This is a genomic window from Bacillus cereus group sp. BfR-BA-01331 (assembly GCF_022663915.1).
In the GTDB taxonomy this organism is placed as follows: Bacteria; Bacillota; Bacilli; order Bacillales; family Bacillaceae_G; genus Bacillus_A; species Bacillus_A mycoides.
Map to the genome: position 1 here is coordinate 343,233 of NZ_JAKUGJ010000001.1, position 21,306 is coordinate 364,538.

Sequence of the window (21,306 nt, forward strand, 5' to 3'; positions counted from 1 at the left end):
GTTGTGTAAATGTTTCTTATAATATTTGACATGTTGACAGATTATGAAATGAAAGTGAGTGATCCATGTGGATCTAACGCAAATTCAAAACCCTAGTTTTTTGAAAGATATGTCTATCAGTGAACTAGAGGGGTTGAGTGAGGATATTCGTAAGTTTTTAATTGAAGAGCTCTCTCAAACAGGTGGACATATTGCACCTAATTTAGGTGTAGTAGAACTCACAATTGCTCTGCATAAATTATTTGATAGTCCGAAAGATAAGTTTTTATGGGACGTAGGACATCAATCCTATGTACATAAAATTTTAACAGGGCGTGCGAAAGAATTCGGCACATTAAGGCAATACCAAGGTCTATGTGGTTTTCCAAAACGCTGTGAGAGTGAGCATGATGTTTGGGAAACTGGTCATAGTTCAACGTCGTTATCTGCTGCAATGGGAATGGCTCTAGCACGTGATTTAAAGAAAACGGAAGAATACGTTATACCAATCATTGGCGATGGTGCATTAACAGGCGGAATGGCTTTAGAGGCATTGAACCACATTGGGCATGAAAAAACGGACATGATTGTTATTTTGAATGACAATGAAATGTCAATTGCACCAAACGTCGGTGCACTTCATAATGTACTTGGTCGTTTACGTACCGCAGGGAAGTACCATTGGGTAAAAGATGAACTAGAGTATATATTGAAGAAAATCCCAGCAGTCGGCGGGAAAGTTGCTGCGACAGCAGAGAAAATAAAAGATAGTCTAAAATATTTACTAGTATCAGGCGTCTTTTTTGAAGAATTAGGCTTTACATATTTAGGTCCGGTCGATGGGCATGATTATGAAAAGTTATTCGAAACGTTGCAATATGCAAAGAAAACAAAAGGCCCAGTACTTGTTCATGTTATTACGAAAAAAGGAAAAGGTTATAAACCAGCTGAAAGTGACGTTATTGGAACTTGGCACGGAACAGGACCGTATAAAATTGAGTCAGGTGACTTCGTTAAACCGAAAGAAGTTGCACCAGCATGGAGTGCTGTTGTTAGTGAAACAGTGCTTAAGCTAGCGAGAACGGATGAACGTATCGTTGCAATTACGCCTGCAATGCCTGTTGGATCGAAACTTGAGAAATTCCAAAAAGAATTTCCGGATCGCATGATTGATGTAGGTATTGCAGAGCAGCATGCTACAACAATGGCAGCTGGTATGGCAACACAAGGGATGAAGCCGTTCTTAGCAATTTATTCAACATTTTTACAAAGAGCATATGACCAAGTTGTTCATGATATTTGTCGCCAAAATTTAAATGTTTTCATTGGAATAGATCGCTCTGGATTAGTAGGAGCAGACGGTGAAACGCATCAAGGTGTATTTGACATCGCGTTTTTACGTCACTTGCCGAATATGGTGCTTATGATGCCGAAAGATGAAAATGAAGGTCAACATTTAGTATATACAGCGATGCAATACGAAGATGGACCGATTGCTTTACGTTATGCACGCGGAAATGGACTTGGCGTTCAAATGGATGAAGAATTAAAGGCGATTCCAATCGGTACATGGGAAACGTTAAAAGAAGGCACACAAGCAGCAATTTTAACGTTTGGTACGACAATCCCGATGGCAATGGAAGCAGCTGAGCGTCTTGAACAAGCTGGAGTATCAGTGAAAGTAGTGAATGCTCGCTTTATTAAGCCGATGGACGAAGCATATTTACATGAGCTTTTAGGGAAAAATATACCGATTTTAACGATTGAAGAGGCTTGTTTAATCGGTGGCTTTGGAACGGGAGTAGTTGAATTTGCTTCTGAGAACGGATACCATAGTGCTTTAATTGAACGAATGGGTATTCCTGATCGCTTCATAGAGCATGGTAGTGTAACAAAACTGTTAGAAGAAATTGGTTTAACGACAGATGCTGTTGTAGACCGTATTCATACAATGATTCCATCAAAACAAAAAAGGGCGTAACAAATGAGCGTAAAAAAAGAAAGAGTAGATGTACTATTAGTAGAGCGAGGGCTTATAGAAACGCGTGAGAAGGCTAAACGTGCTGTTATGGCAGGTCTTGTATATGCGAATGAAATGAGACTCGATAAGCCAGGGGAGAAAATCTCGCAAGATACGGAGATTACGGTGAAAGGGCAAGTCATGCCGTATGTAAGCCGTGGTGGTTATAAGCTTGAAAAGGCATTAGAAACATTTCAACTTGATTTACAAGATAAGGTTATGATAGATATTGGTTCATCAACTGGTGGTTTTACAGACTGTGCGCTTCAAAATGGGGCGAAGTTATCCTACGCATTAGATGTAGGATATAATCAACTTGCGTGGAAATTGCGTCAAGATGAGCGTGTTGTTGTGATGGAACGAACGAACTTCCGTTACGTGACACCGGCAGATTTAGAGCGTGGTTTACCGCAGTTTGCAAGTATTGATGTTTCATTTATATCATTAAGGCTTATATTGCCGGTTTTAAAAACAATGCTTATGCCAAATGGTGATGTAGCTGCATTGATTAAACCTCAGTTTGAAGCTGGACGAGAACAAGTCGGGAAAAAAGGCATTGTTCGTGATAGAAAAGTACATGAAGCTGTCGTGGAAATGATTGTCGATTTTGCTCTTAAGGAAGGCTATAATATCGAAGGTTTAACATTCTCACCAATTACAGGCGGGGATGGAAATATTGAATTTTTAATTCATCTAAAGTGGCACGGTGAGCGTGAGAATGGCGAAAATCATTCTCCGGTTTCTATTGAGCAAGTTGTTACAGAAGCACATGATGTTCTAAAACAAAAAGGGAAAGGGGAATAACATATGTTGTTCCTCTTTTTGTTGTAATCGTACAATGATTGTAAAAACAATTGTGTACAAGTAATGGATTATACGGTAACATAAATAAATGAAGTATACCAATGTTTAAACTATGGTAAGAGATAGTGTGAGGTGCAAATGTATGAATAAAGGTCAGCGCCATATTAAAATCAGGGAAATTATTGCTAACAAAGAAATTGAAACACAAGATGAACTAGTTGATATTTTACGTAATGTGGGGTTTAATGTAACGCAAGCAACAGTATCGCGCGATATTAAAGAACTGCACTTAGTGAAGGTGCCATTACATGATGGCCGCTATAAATATAGCTTGCCAGCAGATCAACGATTTAATCCGTTGCAAAAATTAAAACGAAATCTAGTGGATTCATTTGTAAAATTAGACACGGCAGGACATATGCTTGTGCTAAAAACATTGCCTGGTAACGCTCATTCACTTGGGGCACTCATTGATCATTTAGAGTGGGATGAGATCGTCGGAACCATTTGTGGTGATGATACTTGCTTAATTATTTGCCGTACACCTGAAGATACAGGTGTTGTCTCTGATCGTTTCTTAAATATGCTTTAACAGAAAAATCTTGTTTACTTTCCTCTGTAAAGTGGAAAGTAAACAAGATATTTTTATTGGCGAAAAATACGGATTTTCAAATACAATACATTATTTTTTTTGAATGAAGTTAGAAAATAGGTGGATTGACCCGTAAAACGAATGTTTGGTACAATGGAGCGGGTTAGAAGAGTAATTTATACATACAAACATATAGTATAACTATTTGAATGAAGAATACTGAGAAAAGCCCTTAATAGGGGATTAGTTTATAACGAGGTGAATGGGGCATTGTTATCGGAATTATCGATCAGAAACTTTGCTATTATTGAGGCATTAAATATTTCTTTTCAAAAAGGTTTAACCGTTTTAAGTGGTGAAACAGGAGCTGGAAAATCCATTATTATTGATGCAATTAGTTTGCTTGTTGGTGGCCGTGGTTCAGCAGAATTTGTTCGATATGGAACAGAAAAGGCTGAGATAGAAGGCTTATTCTATGTAGAAGATGACAAACATCCATGTATCGCAAAGGCAGAAGAGTTAGATATAGAAATAGAAGATGGCATGATTATTTTGAAGCGTGACATCGCTGCGAACGGAAAAAGTGTCTGTCGTGTAAATGGGAAACTTGTTACACTCAGCATATTAAAAGAGATTGGAAAAACGCTAGTTGATATTCATGGACAGCATGAAACACAAGATTTAATGAATGAAGAGCGTCATATGTTTATGCTTGATCATTTTGATGGAAATCGCATTGTTAAACAATTGGGCATATATCAAAATGTATATACAGACTATGAGAAGTTAAAAAAACAGCTGAAATCTTTAAGTGAAAATGAACAACAAATGGCCCATCGTCTAGATTTAATTCAATTCCAACATGAAGAAATTCGTAAGGCGGATTTAAAAATGGATGAAGAATATGAATTGACTGAGGAACGATTAAAAATCTCCAATTTTGAAAAGATTTATAAAGCATTAGGAGATGCGTATCGTTCGTTAAGTGGAGACGGACAGGGATTGGATCACGTAAGAAATGCAATGGGACAAATGGAGAGTATTACGCACTTAGATGAAGCGTATCAAGAAAATCATGATTCTATTGCAAATAGTTATTACTTATTAGAAGAAGTTGCATACCAGCTTAGAGAAAAATTAGACATGATGGAATACGATCCGAAACGTCTAGATGAAATTGAAACACGTTTGAATGAAATCCGTATGTTAAAGAGAAAGTATGGAAATACTGTAGAAGAGATTTTAGCGTATGCTGATAAAATTGAACAAGAAATTTTTACGATTGAAAATAAAGACGTACATATTGAAACGACGAGAAAGCAGTTAACGAAATTAGAAGGTGTTATTGTAAAAGAAGCAACGTTGTTAAGTACTATGCGTCATGAGCTTGCAGATCATCTTACAAGCGCTATTCATCAAGAATTAAAAGAACTATATATGGAAAAAACGAAATTTGAAGTGAGAATTATGAAGAGGGTAGGAAATGTAGAAGAACCTCTCGTGGAAGGAACACCGGTAAAACTTACGGCTGATGGCTACGATCATGTGGAATTTTATATTTCAACGAATCCGGGTGAACCGTTAAAGCCACTTTCAAAGGTCGCTTCTGGCGGAGAGTTATCTCGTATTATTTTAGCTTTAAAAAGCATTTTTTCTAAGCATCAAGGTGTTGCATCTGTTATTTTTGATGAAGTGGATACGGGTGTGAGTGGTCGGGTTGCACAGGCTATTGCGGAAAAAATTTATCGTGTATCAGTAAACTCGCAAGTACTTTGTATTACGCACTTACCTCAAGTAGCTTCAATGGCGGACTCTCATTTATTTATTAGAAAACAAGTGGCGAATGATCGTACGATTACATCGGTTACTGTGTTAAGTACGGATGAAAAAGTAACAGAAATTGCTCGAATGATTTCTGGTGTTGAAATTACAGATTTAACGACAGAGCATGCGAAAGAGTTACTTACGCAAGCGCATCATTTCAAACAGACAGCAGAGGCTATCCAGTAATGGATAGCTTTTTTTTCTCAAATGACGATTTCTTAATTCTTCCGGTTATAAATAAAGCGCTGCAAGGAGAGATTAAAAAGTGAAGCCAAGAGGCTGAATGTGGGGTAGGAGCGAGGAGAGTGAACAAATTGAAATTAGAAAGATTTCGAAAAATAATAGGTCTTTGTCTCCTTGTTTCTCTAGTTTTTATTGGATGTTTTAAACCGCTTCGAACGTTTATTTCATCGCCGAAGCAACTTGTTGTTTTTGAAGGACAACAATCAGAAATAGCATCATTACCAGTTTTTAAGGCTGCATCTACAAATCGTAATGTGTTTACTGTAAGTTCAAATGAACAAGAACTTATGGTAAATTCTCACCAAAATGGTGAAGCTGATATGGTGTTTCAACTTGCTGGTTTTCCAGTGAAAAAAGTAAATGTGAAAGTATTAAAAGATTTTAAAGTTATTCCAGGTGGACAATCGATTGGTGTAAAATTGAACACAAAAGGTGTACTTGTTGTAGGCCATCATTTAATTCAAACTGAAAAGGGTAAAGTATCTCCTGGTGAAACAGCTGGTGTACAGATTGGAGATATGATTACTGAAATCAATGGTAAAACAATTGAAAGAATGAGTGATGTAGCACCATTTATTCATAATAGTGGAGAAACAGGTGAACCGCTTAATCTTGTTTTATTAAGAGATGGAAAATATATTCGTGCTAAGCTAACACCACAAAAAGACAATGGTGAATCCTCTTACCGAATTGGACTGTATATTCGTGATTCAGCAGCTGGTATCGGAACGATGACATTTGTACATCCAGATTCTATGAAATATGGAGCGCTTGGTCATGTAATTTCCGATAATGATACAAAAAAGCCAATTCAAGTAGAAGATGGACAAATTATGCGTTCGACAGTAACGTCTATTGAAAGAGGAAGTCACGGGAACCCGGGAGAAAAATTAGCAAGATTTTCACCGGATCGTGAAGTGATTGGTAATATTACAATAAATAGCCCGTATGGTATTTTTGGGAAATTAAATACAGATATGACAAACGGCATAATGGATAAAGCAATGCCTATCGCATTATCCCATCAAGTAAAAGAAGGGCCAGCGAAAATATTAACAGTTATTGATCAAGATAAGGTGGAAGCGTTTGATATTGAAGTTGTTAGTACGGTACCACAAAAGTTCCCAGCTACAAAAGGTATGGTTATAAAAGTGACAGATAAACGTTTACTAGCAAAAACGGGTGGTATTGTACAAGGAATGAGTGGAAGTCCGATTGTACAAAATGGGAAAGTAATTGGTGCGGTTACACATGTATTTGTAAATGATCCAACGTCAGGATACGGTGTTCATATTGAATGGATGTTACATGAGGCTGGAATTAATATTTATGATCAAGAGAAAAAAGCGAGCTAATACATATTAGCTCGCTTTTCTTTTGAAAAATTCGTTGAAATTTTGTAAAAGCTCCGCAAGAGCTGTTTTTTGTTGTAAGATATAAGCAAAGGGTTGAACGTTTCGCTGTAATTCTATGATGGAATGTGTTGCGAAAGTAAAAAAATGAACGATAAACATATTTTTTTGTGATTTTATCGGAAAGTAAGAAACTTTAAAGGGAATTTTCACACAATTGTCGAACAATTCATGTAGCCTAGAAGCTTACACATGTCGGAAGAATCGATTCGGTAAGGGAGGAAAAACTGTGGAGAAAATTAAAGTATGTCTTGTGGATGATAATAAAGAATTGGTATCGATGCTAGAGAGTTATGTTGCTGCCCAAGATGATATGGAAGTTATCGGAATTGCTTACAATGGTCAAGAATGTTTAAACTTATTGAAAGAAAAGCAGCCTGATATACTCGTTTTAGACATTATTATGCCACATTTAGATGGTCTAGCTGTGCTAGAGAAAATGCGACATATTGAAAGATTAAGACAACCTAGCGTTATTATGTTGACAGCATTCGGACAAGAAGATGTGACGAAAAAAGCGGTTGATTTAGGAGCATCATATTTCATATTAAAACCATTTGATATGGAGAATTTAACAAGTCATATTCGTCAAGTTAGTGGTAAGGAAAGTGCTACTATTAAACGTCCATTACCATCTTTCCGATCAGCAACAACGATCGATGGAAAACCGAAAAACTTAGATGCGAGTATTACAAGTATCATTCATGAAATTGGTGTACCCGCTCATATTAAAGGGTACATGTACTTACGAGAAGCAATCTCTATGGTGTACAATGATATCGAATTACTAGGATCTATTACGAAAGTATTATATCCAGATATTGCAAAGAAATATAATACAACAGCAAGCCGTGTTGAGCGCGCAATCCGTCACGCAATTGAAGTAGCTTGGAGCCGTGGGAATATTGATTCTATTTCGTCCTTATTTGGTTATACAGTATCCATGTCAAAAGCAAAACCTACGAATTCCGAGTTCATCGCAATGGTTGCGGATAAGCTAAGACTTGAACATAAGGCTAGTTGAGATTAGTATATTCAAAATAAATATTTTTATAAAAGATCAATGAGTTTAAAACACTCGTTGATCTTTTATTTTGTTTCCCACATTCATAATTTTAGTGGGTAAGTTATCCGTGATATAATAGGTGATAATAAAAAGCCCTGAAAAACAGGACTATATTATTCTTCGTCTTTATTTTGTTTTTCTAATTCAACTAACTTTTGTATTAAAATATGCTGTGGCATATGCATAAGTTGTTCAAGTGGAACACCTAACGCTTTTGATAGGCGGACTGCAGTGTCTGGAGAAATTTGTAATGGTCTCATAGAAGTACCTCCTTTTTCGTATAGTATAGCATAAGATTGGGGGAGTGAGGATGACTCTTATATTTGCACATCGTGGTGCAGCGGGAACGTATCCGGAAAATACAATGATTTCATTTGAAGCGGCGGAGGCTTTCGGGGCAGATGGAATTGAACTCGATGTTCAATTCACGAAAGATGGAAAAGTTGTCGTTATTCATGATGAAACGGTGGATCGGACAACAAATGGAAAAGGTGCGGTTCGAAATTATTTATATGAGGATTTATGTAAGTTGGATGCGAGTTATAAATTCGGTGACAAAGTAGGTTTTTGCAAAACACCTCTTCTAGAAGAGGTGTTAGAATGGCTCGCAAAAACGAAATTGCTACTCAATATTGAACTGAAAAATAATAAAATTCCATACAGAGGTTTAGAAGAAGAGGTTATAACGCTTGTACGTAAGTTTAGTCTAGAGGATCGTGTTATATTTTCTTCGTTTAATCACTACAGTATGAAAAAATGTCATTTGATGGCTCCTGATATTCAAACAGCTATTTTGTATCGTGAAGGTTTGCATAGCCCATGGGCATATGCAAAAAAGATGGGTGCTACTGCAGTACATCCGAATTATCGTTATCTTCAAGATGCTATCGCTGAATTAACGATGGAAAGTGGTGTGGAGGTTCGTCCTTACACAATAAATGAAGAAACGCTTATGCGTAAATATTTTGATATGGATATATCAGCGATTATTACTGATCATCCTGAAACAGCAAGAACTTTATTACCGATAAAAAAATGAGACCTAATATAATGGTCTCATTTTTTTATCGGTATGTGAAAACTTTGTTCTATCTTCTGAAGCGAGCTTGCACTTTATTTCTCTTACGATCTCTGTGTAAGACGAAGCCGCCGAAAATATAAAACCCGAGTGCAAAGCAAAGAGCGCCGATTAAAAATTGTAACCATAATATAGGGATTGGGGAGAATAAAATCCCAAATACAGTATCTCTCATTAGTTTAATACCAAGCACGGCTAATGAAATTGGGATGAGTGCTAATGATAGAGCGAGGTAACGCTGCATACATAACGCTCCTTTTCAGATTATTTTGTGTATTTTAATGATGTTATATGGAATGGGGGTTTGTCAAGAGGTTGCTGAACGAGTAAGATAAGAATGTGAAAAATTTTGCAGAGATACTTCGAGAGGGAGTGTAATGTATGAAACAAAATGTGTTAATTGTTGGAGCAGGTGAAGGTGGGAGTACACTGCTGAGTCTGTTGCAAAATTCGAATATATTTCAAATTATAGGGGTTATTGATATTAATCCAATTGCGAAAGGATTACAAATCGCAAAGGAACATGGAGTTCCGATTGGTGATAGTGTAACTCCGTTTCTTTCTATGCATATTGATGTAATGTTTGATATGACAGGTGATTATGATTTACATAAAGTGTTATTGGGAAGTAAGCATAAAGATACTCTTCTTATACCAGGGGATATTGCAAAAATTGTTACGAGACTAGCGCATGAGAAGGAAAGTTTAATTGGAAAGCTAGAAGAACAGACGCAACAAGGGAATTTAATTTTAAATTCAACGCATGACGGTATGATTGTTATAGACCAAGAGGGACAAGTTCGTCTGTTTAATAAAAGCGCAGAGCGTATTACTGGATATAAAAAAGAGGAAGCAATAGGGAAATATATTTTAGAAGTTATTCCAACGAGTAAGTTGCTTCGTATTATACGCACGAAAAAAATAGAAGTGAATCATGAACTGACGTTAGAGAATGAAAAAAAGATTATTACAACGCGTATTCCGATATTAAAAGAAGGTGGAGAGGTTCAAGGGGCATTTGCGATTTTTAAAGACATTACAGAAGTTGTAGATTTAGCGGAAGAAGTTACAGACTTAAAAGAAATTCAAACGCTACTTGAGGCGATTATTAACTCATCTGAGGAAGCAATTTCGGTTGTTGATGAGAAAGGAAGAGGACTAGTTATAAACCCTGCTTATACGAAGTTAACGGGTTTGACTGAAGAAGAAATTATTGGGAAGCCGGCTACAACTGATATTGTGGAAGGTGAAAGTATGCATATGAAAGTACTTCGGACGCGCCGAGCGGTACGAGGAATACATATGAAGATTGGGCAAAAAAAGCGAGATGTAATTGTAAACGTAGCACCGGTTATTGTCGATGGAATATTGAAAGGGAGCGTCGGGGTAATTCGCGATGTATCAGAAATTCAAAAGTTAACAAATGAATTGAATAGGGCAAGACAAATTATTCGAACGTTAGAAGCAAAATATTCATTTGATGATATTGTTGGTGATTCAGATGAAACGACGGCAGCTATTGAACAAGCAAAACTTGGAGCGAATACACCGGCAACAGTATTGCTTAGAGGGGAATCTGGTACGGGGAAAGAGTTATTTGCACACGCTATTCATAACAGTAGTAATCGAAAATACAATAAGTTTGTACGAGTAAACTGTGCTGCTATTTCTGAGACCTTATTAGAAAGTGAATTATTCGGTTATGAGGAAGGTGCGTTTTCTGGAGCGAAAAGAGGCGGGAAACGAGGGTTCTTTGAAGAAGCGAATAATGGAAGTGTTTTTTTAGATGAAATCGGAGAGTTATCTGCAAATACGCAAGCGAAGCTCCTTCGTGTGCTACAAGAAAAGGAAATTGTGAAAGTAGGGGGAACGAAAGCGATACCTATTAATGTTCGAGTGATCGCTGCGACGCATGTGAATTTAGAAAAAGCTATTTTAGAAGGGAATTTCAGAGAGGACTTATATTATCGTTTAAATAAAATCCCGATTCAAATTCCTTCCCTTCGTCAGCGTAAAGGAGATATACCAGCGATTGCAGAAAGGTTAATTCAAAAAATTAATCAAGACTATGGTCGTAATGTAGAAGGACTCACCGATTCAGCCGTTTCGTATTTACAATCATATGAATGGCCAGGGAATGTTAGGGAACTTGAAAATATTTTAGGACGAGCTATTATCTTTATGAATTATAACGAGATATATATTGATGTACATCATTTACCGCCTTTACATAAAGAAGAACAAGTAGAGACGAAACAAAATAATTTATTACCTGAATTAGAAGAGAAGGCCCTTGAACACCTAGTGACAGAATTTGAGGGGAATATTATCCGTGAATATTTAGAGAAATTTGATGGGAACAAAACGAAGACTGCAAAAGCGTTAGGAATTTCAGTTCGAAACTTATATTACAAGCTAGAAAAGTATAACTGTGCAAAAAATAGCATGCAATAAATTGCGTACCGCGCAATTTATTGCACGGTATACAAAAAGCGACAAAACGAGACAGAATATTCCGTTGTTTTCCAAAGTATTGATTTTACTGCATTTTGAATGCGTTTTCATTATTGGTAAGACCACTTTTAAAAGTTGGCACGGTATTTGCTTAATGAATAGACGAGGGACGACGGAAAGGGTTGATTACAAAATATGAAGTTAGAACACTTAATTGATCAAGCAGCAGGACAGCCTAAAAAAACTGTGGCTGTAGCAGTAGCTGAAGATCATGAAGTAATTGAAGCTGTAGCGAAAGCAATCAAGTTACAGCTAGCTCAATTTCGTCTATATGGAAATCAAGAGAAAATAATAGGGATGCTACAAGAGCATGGGTTACAAACTTCAGAACATATTGAAGTGATTGCAGCAGCGTCAAGTGCTGAGGCTGCAGAACTTTCTGTTAAATCTGTAAGCAATGGCGAAGCAGATGTGCTAATGAAGGGGAACATCCCAACAGCAAATATTTTGAAAGCTGTATTAAATAAAGAGTGGGGACTTCGTAAGGGCAGCGTGCTTTCACATGTTGCAGCGTTTGAAGTTCCAAATTACGATCGTCTTATTTTTGTTACAGACGCAGCGATGAACATTGCACCTGATGTAACACAAAAAGCTGCTATTATACAAAATACTGTAGAAGTTGCCCAGGCAATAGGAATTGATTTGCCGAAGGTAGCGCCAATTGCAGCGGTAGAGGTTGTTAATCCTGCGATGCAAGCGACAATTGATGCAGCGATGTTAACTCAAATGAATCGCCGCGGACAAATTAAAAATTGTGTCGTTGATGGACCACTTGCTTTAGATAATGCAGTATCACAAATTGCAGCAGAACATAAAGGCATAGTAAGTGATGTAGCAGGTAAGGCAGACATTTTACTCGTCCCAACGATTGAAGCTGGAAATGTGCTATATAAATCACTCGTCTATTTTGCAAATGCAAAGGTAGGAGCGATGATTGCTGGCGCTAAAGCACCGATTGTTTTAACATCACGTGCGGATTCAGCAGAAACAAAAGTATATTCATTAGCATTGGCAGTTGCGACTGCTTCAAAATAAACCAAATAGGGTAAAACAATTAGGGGGAAACGACAATGACATTAGAAATCTTCGAATACTTAGAAAAATATGATTATGAGCAAGTGGTATTTTGTCAAGATAAAGAATCTGGTTTAAAAGCAATCATTGCAATCCATGATACAACACTTGGACCAGCTCTTGGTGGAACAAGAATGTGGACATATGATTCTGAAGAAGCGGCGATTGAAGATGCATTGCGTCTTGCAAAAGGGATGACATACAAAAATGCAGCAGCTGGTTTAAACTTAGGTGGTGCAAAAACAGTAATTATCGGTGATCCACGTAAAGATAAAAGCGAAGCGATGTTCCGTGCATTAGGACGCTACATTCAAGGGCTAAACGGACGTTACATTACAGCTGAAGATGTTGGTACAACAGTAGATGATATGGATATTATCCATGAGGAAACTGATTTTGTAACAGGGATTTCACCATCATTCGGTTCTTCTGGTAACCCATCTCCAGTAACTGCATACGGTGTTTACCGTGGTATGAAAGCAGCTGCAAAAGAAGCATTTGGTACAGATAACCTAGAAGGAAGAGTAATTTCTATTCAAGGTGTTGGTAACGTAGCGTATCACCTATGCAAACATTTACACGCTGAAGGAGCAAAATTAATCGTTACAGATATTAATAAAGAAGCTGTACAACGTGCAGTAGAAGAATTCGGTGCAACAGCAGTTGAGCCAAATGAAATTTACGGTGTTGAATGTGATATTTACGCACCATGTGCATTAGGCGCAACAGTTAATGATGAAACTATTCCACAACTTAAAGCAAAAGTAATCGCAGGTTCTGCAAATAACCAATTAAAAGAAGATCGTCACGGCGACCTTATTCATGAAATGGGTATTGTATACGCACCAGACTATGTTATTAATGCAGGTGGCGTAATTAACGTAGCAGACGAATTATATGGATACAATAGAGAACGTGCATTAAAACGTGTTGAGTCTATTTATGACACAATTGCAAAAGTAATCGAAATTTCAAAACGCGATGGCATAGCAACTTATGTAGCAGCAGATCGTCTAGCTGAAGAGCGCATTGCAAGCTTGAAAAACTCTCGTAGCACATACTTACGCAACGGTCACGACATTATTAGCCGTCGCTAATCATTCATATATAACTTTTACAAAAGGTGTGGTTACCTCTTATGAGGTTTCCACTTCCTTTTAAATTTATTAGTGGAGGTAGCAACATTGTCTGTAAATCGAATTCTTGTTATTAACCCAGGTAGTACATCCACAAAGATTGGTGTTTTTGATAATGAAAGACCCGTTCTAGAAGAAACTATTCGTCATGACGTAGAACAGATTGGAAAATATAAGCGAATTATCGACCAATATGAGTTTCGTAAAGAAACGATTTTAGAAGTTCTACATTCTCATGGTATTAACATTTCAAAATTAAACGCTGTTTGTGGGCGTGGTGGATTACTTCGTCCAATCGAAGGCGGTACGTATACAGTAAACGATGCGATGTTAGAAGATTTAAAAAATGGGTTTAGCGGTCATCACGCTTCAAACCTTGGAGGCATTTTAGCATATGAAATTGCTTCTGGATTAAACATTCCTGCATTCATTGTGGATCCTGTCGTTGTAGATGAAATGGAGCCAATTGCTCGTATTAGCGGTATTGCTGGTATGGAACGTAAAAGTATTTTCCATGCATTAAACCAAAAAGCGGTTGCTCGTAAAGTAGCAGATGAATTAAATCACAAATATGAGGATTTAAATTTATTAGTTACACATATGGGCGGCGGTATTACAGTTGGTGCTCATAAAAAAGGAAAAGTTATCGATGTGAATAATGGCTTAAACGGAGAAGGACCATTTAGTCCAGAGCGTGCTGGTACAGTACCAGTAGGACAATTAGTTGAAATGTGTTTTTCTGGTGAGTATTACCGAGACGAAATGGTTAAAAAACTTGTCGGACAAGGTGGACTTGTAAGTCTTATCGGTACAAACGATGCAATTAAAGTAGAACAAATGGTTGAAAAAGGTGATCCTGAAGCAACACTTATTTATAAAGCAATGGCGTATCAAGTTGCAAAAGAGATTGGCGGAGCTAGTGCTGTACTTCACGGGAAAATCGATGCAATCGTATTAACTGGTGGACTTGCGTACAGTAAAATTCTTGTCGATGAAATAAAAGAACGTGTTCACTGGATTGCAGATGTTATCGTACATCCAGGAGAAGATGAATTACAAGCGTTAGCAGAAGGAGCACTTCGTGTATTACGTGAAGAAGAAGCTCCAAAAGAATATATTGTACGAGAAAAACAAACAGTAGCTAGGGGTTGAGATAATGGCAAGAGAATATGATTTAGTCATCGTTGGCGGCGGTACTGGTGGATATGTTGCTGCTATTCGTGCATCACAACTAGGGTTAAAAACTGCACTTGTTGAAAAAGAAAATCTTGGTGGTACTTGTTTACACAAAGGATGTATTCCTAGTAAAGCTCTTTTACGTAGTGCGGAAGTATACGCAACTGCTAAAAAAGGAGAAGAGTTCGGAGTTATTGCAAGTAATGTAGAACTAAACTTTGCTAAAGTACAAGAGCGTAAAGAGAAGATTGTAACGCAGCTTCATAAAGGCGTTCAGCATTTAATGAAACAAGGTAAAATTGATGTGTTTGAAGGTATTGGCCGTATTCTTGGCCCATCTATTTTCTCTCCAATGCCAGGTACAATTTCAGTTGAACTTGCAAGTGGAGAAGAGAATGAAATGTTAATTCCAAAAAATGTACTTGTTGCAACAGGTTCTCGCCCAAATTCATTACCAGGATTAGAGTTAGACGGAGAGTATGTAATGTCTTCGGATCATGCCCTAAAAATGGAAACGCTTCCTAGCTCAATCATTATCGTTGGTGGTGGTGTAATTGGTATTGAGTGGGCATCTATGCTTGCTGACTTCGGTGTAGAAGTTACTGTATTAGAATATGCGAAAAACATATTACCACTAGAAGATAATGACGTTTCAAAAGAAATGCAACGTCTATTCAAGAAAAAAGGTATTAAAGTGGTAACTGGTGCAAAAGTATTACCAGAAACATTGGTAAAAGATAATGGAGTAACAATTCAAGCTGAACATAACGGTGAGAACAAAGCATTTAAAGCAGAAAAAATGCTTGTATCTGTAGGAAGACAAGCGAATACGCAAAATATGGGCTTAGAGAACACAGATATTGTTGTGGAAAAAGGATACATTCAAACAAATGAGTTTTATCAAACGAAGGAATCTCATATTTACGCAATTGGAGATGTAATCGGTGGCTTGCAACTTGCTCACGTTGCTTCTCATGAAGGAATTGTTGCAGTAGAACATATCGCTGGTAAAGAAGTTACACCAATTGATTATTCTATGGTATCAAAATGCGTATATAGTAGTCCAGAAGTTGCTTCTGTCGGCTTAACAGAACAAGAAGCAAAAGAAAAAGGCTATAAGTTAAAAGTAGGTAAGTTCTCATTCCGTGCAATCGGAAAGGCACTTGTATACGGAGAATCAGACGGTTTTGTAAAACTTGTAGTTGATGAAGAAACAAATGACATTCTCGGTGTTCATATGATCGGACCACATGTAACAGATATGATTTCTGAAGCTGGTCTTGCAAGAGTACTTGATGCAACACCTTGGGAAGTGGCACATACAATTCATCCGCATCCATCATTATCTGAGGCGATTGGTGAAGCTGCACTTGCTGTAGATGGAAGAGCGTTACACGCATAAAAATGTGGATTTAGGAGGTTATGAAAAATGGCAGAAGTAAAAGAAAAGCGCCATGAAGAGCTTGGCTTAAGTGATGAGCAAGTATTAGAAATGTTCCGTACGATGTTACTTGCACGTAAAATTGACGAACGTATGTGGTTATTAAACCGTGCAGGTAAAATTCCATTCGTAATTTCTTGTCAAGGACAAGAGGCTGCACAAGTTGGAGCGGCGTTCGCTCTTGATAGAGAGAAAGATTATGCATTACCATACTACCGTGATATGGGTGTTGTACTAGCGTTTGGTATGACAGCTAAAGAGCTTATGTTGTCTGCTTTCGCAAAAGCTGGAGATCCAAACTCTGGTGGTCGTCAAATGCCTGGTCACTTCGGTCAAAAGAAAAATCGTATTGTTACAGGATCATCACCAGTAACAACGCAAGTACCACATGCAGTTGGTATTGCACTAGCTGGAAAAATGGAGAAGAAAGATTTAGTAACGTTCGTTACATTCGGAGAAGGCTCTTCAAACCAAGGTGACTTCCATGAAGGAGCAAACTTTGCTGGTGTACACAAACTACCTGTTATTTTCATGTGTGAAAATAACAAATATGCAATCTCTATTCCAGTTGAAAAACAATTAGCATGTAAAAACGTATCAGATCGTGCAATTGGTTACGGCATGCCTGGATATACAATAGACGGAAACGATCCGCTTGCAGTATATAAAGCTGTAAAAGAAGCAGCAGACCGCGGTCGTCGTGGTGAAGGTCCCACTTTAATTGAAGCAGTATCATATCGTTTAACAGCACATTCTAGTGACGACGATGATCGTGTTTATCGTGATAAAGAAGAGGTAGAAGAAGCGAAGAAAAAAGATTCAATTATAACATTTGCAGCTTATTTAAAAGAAGTTGGTGTGTTAACTGAGGAATTTGAAAAACAAATGCTAGACGAAATTATGCATATCGTAAATGAAGCAACAGAATATGCAGAAAATGCTCCGTATGCAGCACCTGAAGATGCATTGAAGCACGTATACGCAGAATAGGGGGGAACGTTTCATGGCTGTAATGTCTTATATTGATGCTATTACATTAGCAATGCGCGAAGAAATGGAACGCGATGAGAAAGTATTCGTTTTAGGAGAAGATGTTGGTAAAAAAGGTGGCGTGTTTAAAGCGACACACGGTTTGTATGATCAATTTGGTGAAGATCGTGCGCTTGATGCACCGCTTGCAGAATCTGCAATTGCTGGGGTAGCAATTGGTGCGGCAATGTATGGTATGCGTCCAATCGCTGAAATGCAGTTTGCTGATTTCATCATGCCAGCAGTAAACCAAATTGTTTCTGAGGCAGCAAAAATTCGTTATCGTTCTAACAACGATTGGACTTGTCCAGTTACAATTCGTGCACCATTCGGCGGCGGTGTTCACGGTGCATTGTATCATTCACAATCTGTAGAAGCGATGTTTGCAAACCAACCAGGTTTAAAAATTGTTATCCCTTCTACACCATATGATGCAAAAGGCTTATTAAAAGCTGCAATTCGTGATGAAGATCCAGTATTATTCTTTGAGCATAAGCGTGCATATCGCTTAATTAAAGGTGAAGTGCCAGAAGATGACTATGTATTACCAATCGGAAAAGCAGATGTAAAACGCGAAGGTGATGATATTACTGTTATCACTTACGGATTATGTGTTCACTTTGCTCTTCAAGCAGCTGAGAAGTTAGCACAAGATGGAATCTCTGCACACATTCTTGATTTAAGAACGGTATATCCGTTAGATAAAGAAGCGATTATTGAAGCGGCTTCTAAAACAGGTAAAGTTCTTCTTGTAACAGAAGACAATAAAGAAGGAAGTATTATAAGTGAAGTGGCAGCAATTATTGCTGAAAACTGTCTGTTTGATTTAGATGCGCCAATCGCACGTCTTGCAGGTCCAGACGTTCCAGCGATGCCATATGCACCAACAATGGAAAAATTCTTTATGGTAAATCCAGATAAAGTTGAAAAAGCAATGCGTGAACTTGCGGAATTTTAATCGGGGGGACTATACATGGCTGTAGAAAATATTACAATGCCTCAGCTCGGGGAGAGCGTTACAGAGGGTACAATTAGTAAATGGCTCGTTAATGTTGGCGATCACGTAAACAAGTATGATCCGCTTGCAGAAGTAATGACTGATAAAGTAAATGCTGAAGTACCATCTTCTTTCACTGGTATTGTGAAAGAGCTAATAGCTGGCGAAGGTGAGACGTTAGCTGTAGGTGAAGTAGTTTGTGTCATTCAAGTAGAAGGCGCAGATGAAGTAGCAGCGACAGCTGTTGAGGAAAAAACGAAAGAAGAACCAAAGGCAGAAGTAGCTACGCCTGAAAAAGCACCGAAAGCAAAACAACCAACTGATGGAAAACCACGTTTTTCACCAGCTGTTTTAAAACTTGCGGGTGAGCATAATGTTGATTTAGATTTAGTAGAAGGTACGGGAGCAAATGGCCGTATTACTCGTAAAGATATTTTAAAGCTAGTGGAATCTGGAAATATTCCGCAAGCAGGTGCCAAGAAAGAGGAAGTTGTTGCAGTAGCAGAGCGTCCAGAAGCACCAAAATCAGCGGCAGTAGCACCGGTAGCGCAAAAAGTAGAAGCTGCAAAACCAGTTTCTGTGCCGACAATGCCTGGAGATATCGAGATTCCGGTAACAGGTGTGCGTAAAGCAATTGCAGCAAATATGTTACGCAGTAAACATGAGGCACCTCATGCTTGGATGATGATTGAAGTAGATGTGACAAACCTTGTATCATACCGTAACTCAATTAAAGGCGATTTCAAAAAGCGTGAAGGCTTTAACTTAACGTTCTTTGCTTTCTTCGTAAAAGCAGTAGCACAAGCGTTAAAAGAGTATCCTCAAATTAACTCAATGTGGGCTGGCGATAAGATCGTTCAGAAGAAAGATATTAACCTTTCTATCGCTGTTGCAACAGAGGATGAACTATTTGTACCAGTAATTAAACACGCGGACGAGAAGACGATTAAAGGTATCGCTCGTGAAATTACAGAGCTTGCAGGAAAAGTACGTACGAAATCGTTAAAAGCGGACGAAATGCAAGGCGGAACATTTACAATTAATAACACAGGATCATTCGGTTCTGTTCAATCTATGGGTATTATTAATTACCCACAAGCGGCTATTTTACAAGTTGAATCAATTGTAAAACGCCCAGTAATTATGGATAACGGTATGTTCGGTGCTCGCGACATGGTTAACTTATGTTTATCACTTGACCACCGTGTACTAGATGGCCTAATTTGTGGTAAGTTCTTAGGACGTGTAAAAGAAATTTTAGAAAATACGTCAGAAAATAATACATCTGTATATTAATAAAAAGCTCGCTTATGCGAGCTTTTTATCATCTTATTTCTTCATCTGCATCCTACTATATGTACAAAACTTTTCCCAGTAATCTTACAATGAACGATTATGTATTAGAAATTTACGAAAATACATTGCTGATATATGGTATATAGATATAAAATAAGAAAAGAATAATTTTTTTGGCAAATCTTACTGATGAAACTGTAGTATAATATATTGTATTGTATGAAAAAGAGAGTTATTCTATATAAGTGTTTTATAGATAATGTGTAATCAGTCGTCAAAACATGAAGAATGTTGACTCCTGGTTTTTTATTTTGCTGTAACAATGTTTCAGGAGGATGTCATGAAAAGAAGTACCGAGTTTCTAAAAAGTTTAGATGTAAAATTAATTTTAATTTTGTGTGCATTTTGTGTTATAAGTATAACTGCTATATATAGCAGTCAGCAAACCGGACAGTATGGAGATGCAAACTTTGCTATGAAGCAGGGAGTTAACTACATAATTGGGGTTGTATTGTTACTTCTTGTTGCTAGCATCGACTTAGATCAGTTGCAAAAATTGTCTTGGCCGCTTTATATTGCTGGGTTTGCTTCACTTATTCTTTTGAAAGTATTACCAGCATCAGGTTTCACACCTGAAAAGTTAGGGGCAAAAAGGTGGTTCGTTTTTCCAGTACTTGGACAAATTCAGCCATCCGAGTTTTTCAAAATCGCATTGCTTCTTGTAGTAGCAAGTATAGCAGTGAAGCATAATGCACAGTATATGGCAAGGACATTCCAAACGGATTTAAAATTAGTAGGTAAAATTATGCTAGTATCCCTCCCGCCTATGGCCGTTGTATATAGCCAACCGGATACAGGTATGGTGTTCTTATATGCAGCAGCTATCGCATGTATTTTATTTATGTCAGGAATTCAAAAGAAATTAATTGCGTTATGTACAGTCATTCCGGTGACCATATTGTCTACATTAATATTTATATTTGTAAAATATCCAGATTTCTTCTTTAATAAATTAGTTACTTTGTTAAAACCTCACCAACAATCACGTATTATAGGTTGGCTAAATCCATTTGAGAATGCAAATGAAGGCTATCAAACACAGCAATCGATTTTAGCTGTAGGTAGTGGAGGTATGGAAGGGAAAGGATTCGGTGAAGGGAACGTCTATATTCCAGAGAAACACACTGACTTTATTTTCGCTACAATTGCCGAAGAAGGTGGATTTATAGTAGCGGCGTTAGTTGTGTTCTTGTTCCTATTACTACTATATCGAACAATTATTATCGGTTATTCTGCTGATAATTTATTTGGTACATTATTATGTGCTGGATCAATAGGAATACTAACGGTTCAAATATTCCAAAACATCGGTATGATCGTTGGATTAATGCCTGTAAAAGGTATCGCATTACCTTTCTTATCATATGGGGGAAGTTCCTTATTTTCGAATATGATTATGATGGGGCTCATATTATCGGTACGGAAAACGTATAAAAAATATATGTTTTCAGTTAAGTAAAAAAGCTAGTTCGTGTAAAAACGAACTAGCTTTTTTACATATATGCCCTTAAACGTTGCAAACTAAGACAGAATAGCAGTTTGAGACGGGTAAGGAGTGCAAAGTG

Annotated in this window: 18 protein-coding genes; 16 read left to right on the forward strand and 2 right to left on the reverse strand. The window is 37.5% G+C overall.

Features of this window, described 5'->3' with window-relative positions; all coding sequences use genetic code 11:
- Positions 1 to 67 precede the first annotated feature (67 nt).
- From dxs to spo0A, 6 genes are all read left to right on the forward strand, one after another.
- Positions 68 to 1,960 carry a 1-deoxy-D-xylulose-5-phosphate synthase gene (dxs, locus tag MR155_RS01810; protein WP_002067083.1) on the forward strand — a complete coding sequence of 631 codons (1,893 nt, stop codon included), beginning with the start codon at positions 68 to 70 and terminating at the stop codon, positions 1,958 to 1,960.
- Between the two features lie 3 nt (positions 1,961 to 1,963).
- Complete coding sequence (locus MR155_RS01815) at positions 1,964 to 2,803, forward strand: TlyA family RNA methyltransferase (RefSeq protein ID WP_002015074.1); 840 nt, start codon at positions 1,964 to 1,966, stop codon at positions 2,801 to 2,803.
- A 142-nt stretch (positions 2,804 to 2,945) separates the two neighbouring features.
- Entirely contained in the window at positions 2,946 to 3,395 is a 450-nt protein-coding gene (gene argR / locus MR155_RS01820; RefSeq protein WP_002015076.1) for an arginine repressor ArgR, read from the forward strand.
- Between the two features lie 270 nt (positions 3,396 to 3,665).
- Positions 3,666 to 5,405, forward strand: a complete 1,740-nt coding sequence (recN, locus tag MR155_RS01825) for a DNA repair protein RecN (RefSeq protein WP_002088564.1) — start codon at positions 3,666 to 3,668, stop codon at positions 5,403 to 5,405.
- Between the two features lie 119 nt (positions 5,406 to 5,524).
- The gene (spoIVB, locus tag MR155_RS01830; RefSeq protein ID WP_002015079.1) at positions 5,525 to 6,817 is read left to right on the forward strand and encodes a SpoIVB peptidase; all 1,293 of its coding nucleotides are present in this window, start codon (positions 5,525 to 5,527) and stop codon (positions 6,815 to 6,817) included.
- 286 nt (positions 6,818 to 7,103) lie between these two features.
- Positions 7,104 to 7,898, forward strand: a complete 795-nt coding sequence (gene spo0A, locus MR155_RS01835; protein ID WP_002015081.1) for a sporulation transcription factor Spo0A — start codon at positions 7,104 to 7,106, stop codon at positions 7,896 to 7,898.
- A gap of 155 nt (positions 7,899 to 8,053) precedes the next feature.
- Here the strand turns inward: spo0A and MR155_RS01840 are convergent, their stop codons facing one another.
- Complete coding sequence (locus MR155_RS01840; protein WP_001247671.1) at positions 8,054 to 8,200, reverse strand: YycC family protein; 147 nt, start codon at positions 8,198 to 8,200, stop codon at positions 8,054 to 8,056.
- Between the two features lie 50 nt (positions 8,201 to 8,250).
- On the opposite strand from MR155_RS01840, the gene MR155_RS01845 reads away from it, so the two are divergent.
- Positions 8,251 to 8,979, forward strand: a complete 729-nt coding sequence (locus tag MR155_RS01845; protein WP_242307701.1) for a glycerophosphodiester phosphodiesterase — start codon at positions 8,251 to 8,253, stop codon at positions 8,977 to 8,979.
- Between the two features lie 49 nt (positions 8,980 to 9,028).
- Here the strand turns inward: MR155_RS01845 and MR155_RS01850 are convergent, their stop codons facing one another.
- Complete coding sequence (locus tag MR155_RS01850) at positions 9,029 to 9,262, reverse strand: DUF2627 domain-containing protein (RefSeq protein WP_002111735.1); 234 nt, start codon at positions 9,260 to 9,262, stop codon at positions 9,029 to 9,031.
- Between the two features lie 137 nt (positions 9,263 to 9,399).
- Between MR155_RS01850 and MR155_RS01855 the strand changes: the two genes are divergently transcribed.
- The 9 genes from MR155_RS01855 (at position 9,400) to MR155_RS01895 (ending at position 21,200) form a co-directional block, all read left to right on the forward strand.
- Positions 9,400 to 11,472, forward strand: a complete 2,073-nt coding sequence (locus tag MR155_RS01855; RefSeq protein WP_242307709.1) for a sigma-54 interaction domain-containing protein — start codon at positions 9,400 to 9,402, stop codon at positions 11,470 to 11,472.
- A gap of 195 nt (positions 11,473 to 11,667) precedes the next feature.
- Positions 11,668 to 12,567 (forward strand): phosphate butyryltransferase, encoded by a 900-nt coding sequence (gene yqiS, locus MR155_RS01860; protein ID WP_002033959.1) that lies wholly within the window; start codon positions 11,668 to 11,670, stop codon positions 12,565 to 12,567.
- Positions 12,568 to 12,602: 35 nt separating this feature from the next.
- On the forward strand, positions 12,603 to 13,703 hold the full coding sequence (locus tag MR155_RS01865) for a leucine dehydrogenase (protein ID WP_002015088.1): 1,101 nt from the start codon (positions 12,603 to 12,605) through the stop codon (positions 13,701 to 13,703).
- 87 nt (positions 13,704 to 13,790) lie between these two features.
- Positions 13,791 to 14,894, forward strand: a complete 1,104-nt coding sequence (gene buk, locus MR155_RS01870) for a butyrate kinase (RefSeq protein ID WP_002088555.1) — start codon at positions 13,791 to 13,793, stop codon at positions 14,892 to 14,894.
- Between the two features lie 4 nt (positions 14,895 to 14,898).
- Positions 14,899 to 16,320, forward strand: coding sequence for a dihydrolipoyl dehydrogenase (lpdA, locus tag MR155_RS01875; protein ID WP_002033960.1), 1,422 nt, complete (start codon positions 14,899 to 14,901; stop codon positions 16,318 to 16,320).
- Positions 16,321 to 16,347: 27 nt separating this feature from the next.
- Entirely contained in the window at positions 16,348 to 17,349 is a 1,002-nt protein-coding gene (gene bfmBAA / locus MR155_RS01880; protein WP_002033961.1) for a 3-methyl-2-oxobutanoate dehydrogenase subunit alpha, read from the forward strand.
- Positions 17,350 to 17,362: 13 nt separating this feature from the next.
- Positions 17,363 to 18,346 (forward strand): 3-methyl-2-oxobutanoate dehydrogenase subunit beta, encoded by a 984-nt coding sequence (bfmBAB, locus tag MR155_RS01885; RefSeq protein WP_000290070.1) that lies wholly within the window; start codon positions 17,363 to 17,365, stop codon positions 18,344 to 18,346.
- 15 nt (positions 18,347 to 18,361) lie between these two features.
- Positions 18,362 to 19,681 (forward strand): dihydrolipoamide acetyltransferase family protein, encoded by a 1,320-nt coding sequence (locus tag MR155_RS01890; RefSeq protein WP_193662436.1) that lies wholly within the window; start codon positions 18,362 to 18,364, stop codon positions 19,679 to 19,681.
- 340 nt (positions 19,682 to 20,021) lie between these two features.
- On the forward strand, positions 20,022 to 21,200 hold the full coding sequence (locus MR155_RS01895) for an FtsW/RodA/SpoVE family cell cycle protein (protein WP_113937097.1): 1,179 nt from the start codon (positions 20,022 to 20,024) through the stop codon (positions 21,198 to 21,200).
- The last annotated feature ends 106 nt before the right edge of the window (positions 21,201 to 21,306 follow it).

Coding starts and splice junctions, on each gene's coding strand:
- MR155_RS01815 (WP_002015074.1), top strand. CDS start 1,964: ATGAGCGTAAAAAAAGAAAGAGTAGATGTACTATTAGTAGAGCGAGGG.
- argR (WP_002015076.1), top strand. CDS start 2,946: ATGAATAAAGGTCAGCGCCATATTAAAATCAGGGAAATTATTGCTAAC.
- MR155_RS01840 (WP_001247671.1), bottom strand. CDS start 8,200: ATGAGACCATTACAAATTTCTCCAGACACTGCAGTCCGCCTATCAAAA.
- MR155_RS01845 (WP_242307701.1), top strand. CDS start 8,251: ATGACTCTTATATTTGCACATCGTGGTGCAGCGGGAACGTATCCGGAA.
- MR155_RS01850 (WP_002111735.1), bottom strand. CDS start 9,262: ATGCAGCGTTACCTCGCTCTATCATTAGCACTCATCCCAATTTCATTA.
- MR155_RS01855 (WP_242307709.1), top strand. CDS start 9,400: ATGAAACAAAATGTGTTAATTGTTGGAGCAGGTGAAGGTGGGAGTACA.
- yqiS (WP_002033959.1), top strand. CDS start 11,668: ATGAAGTTAGAACACTTAATTGATCAAGCAGCAGGACAGCCTAAAAAA.
- MR155_RS01865 (WP_002015088.1), top strand. CDS start 12,603: ATGACATTAGAAATCTTCGAATACTTAGAAAAATATGATTATGAGCAA.
- lpdA (WP_002033960.1), top strand. CDS start 14,899: ATGGCAAGAGAATATGATTTAGTCATCGTTGGCGGCGGTACTGGTGGA.
- bfmBAA (WP_002033961.1), top strand. CDS start 16,348: ATGGCAGAAGTAAAAGAAAAGCGCCATGAAGAGCTTGGCTTAAGTGAT.
- bfmBAB (WP_000290070.1), top strand. CDS start 17,363: ATGGCTGTAATGTCTTATATTGATGCTATTACATTAGCAATGCGCGAA.
- MR155_RS01890 (WP_193662436.1), top strand. CDS start 18,362: ATGGCTGTAGAAAATATTACAATGCCTCAGCTCGGGGAGAGCGTTACA.
- MR155_RS01895 (WP_113937097.1), top strand. CDS start 20,022: ATGAAAAGAAGTACCGAGTTTCTAAAAAGTTTAGATGTAAAATTAATT.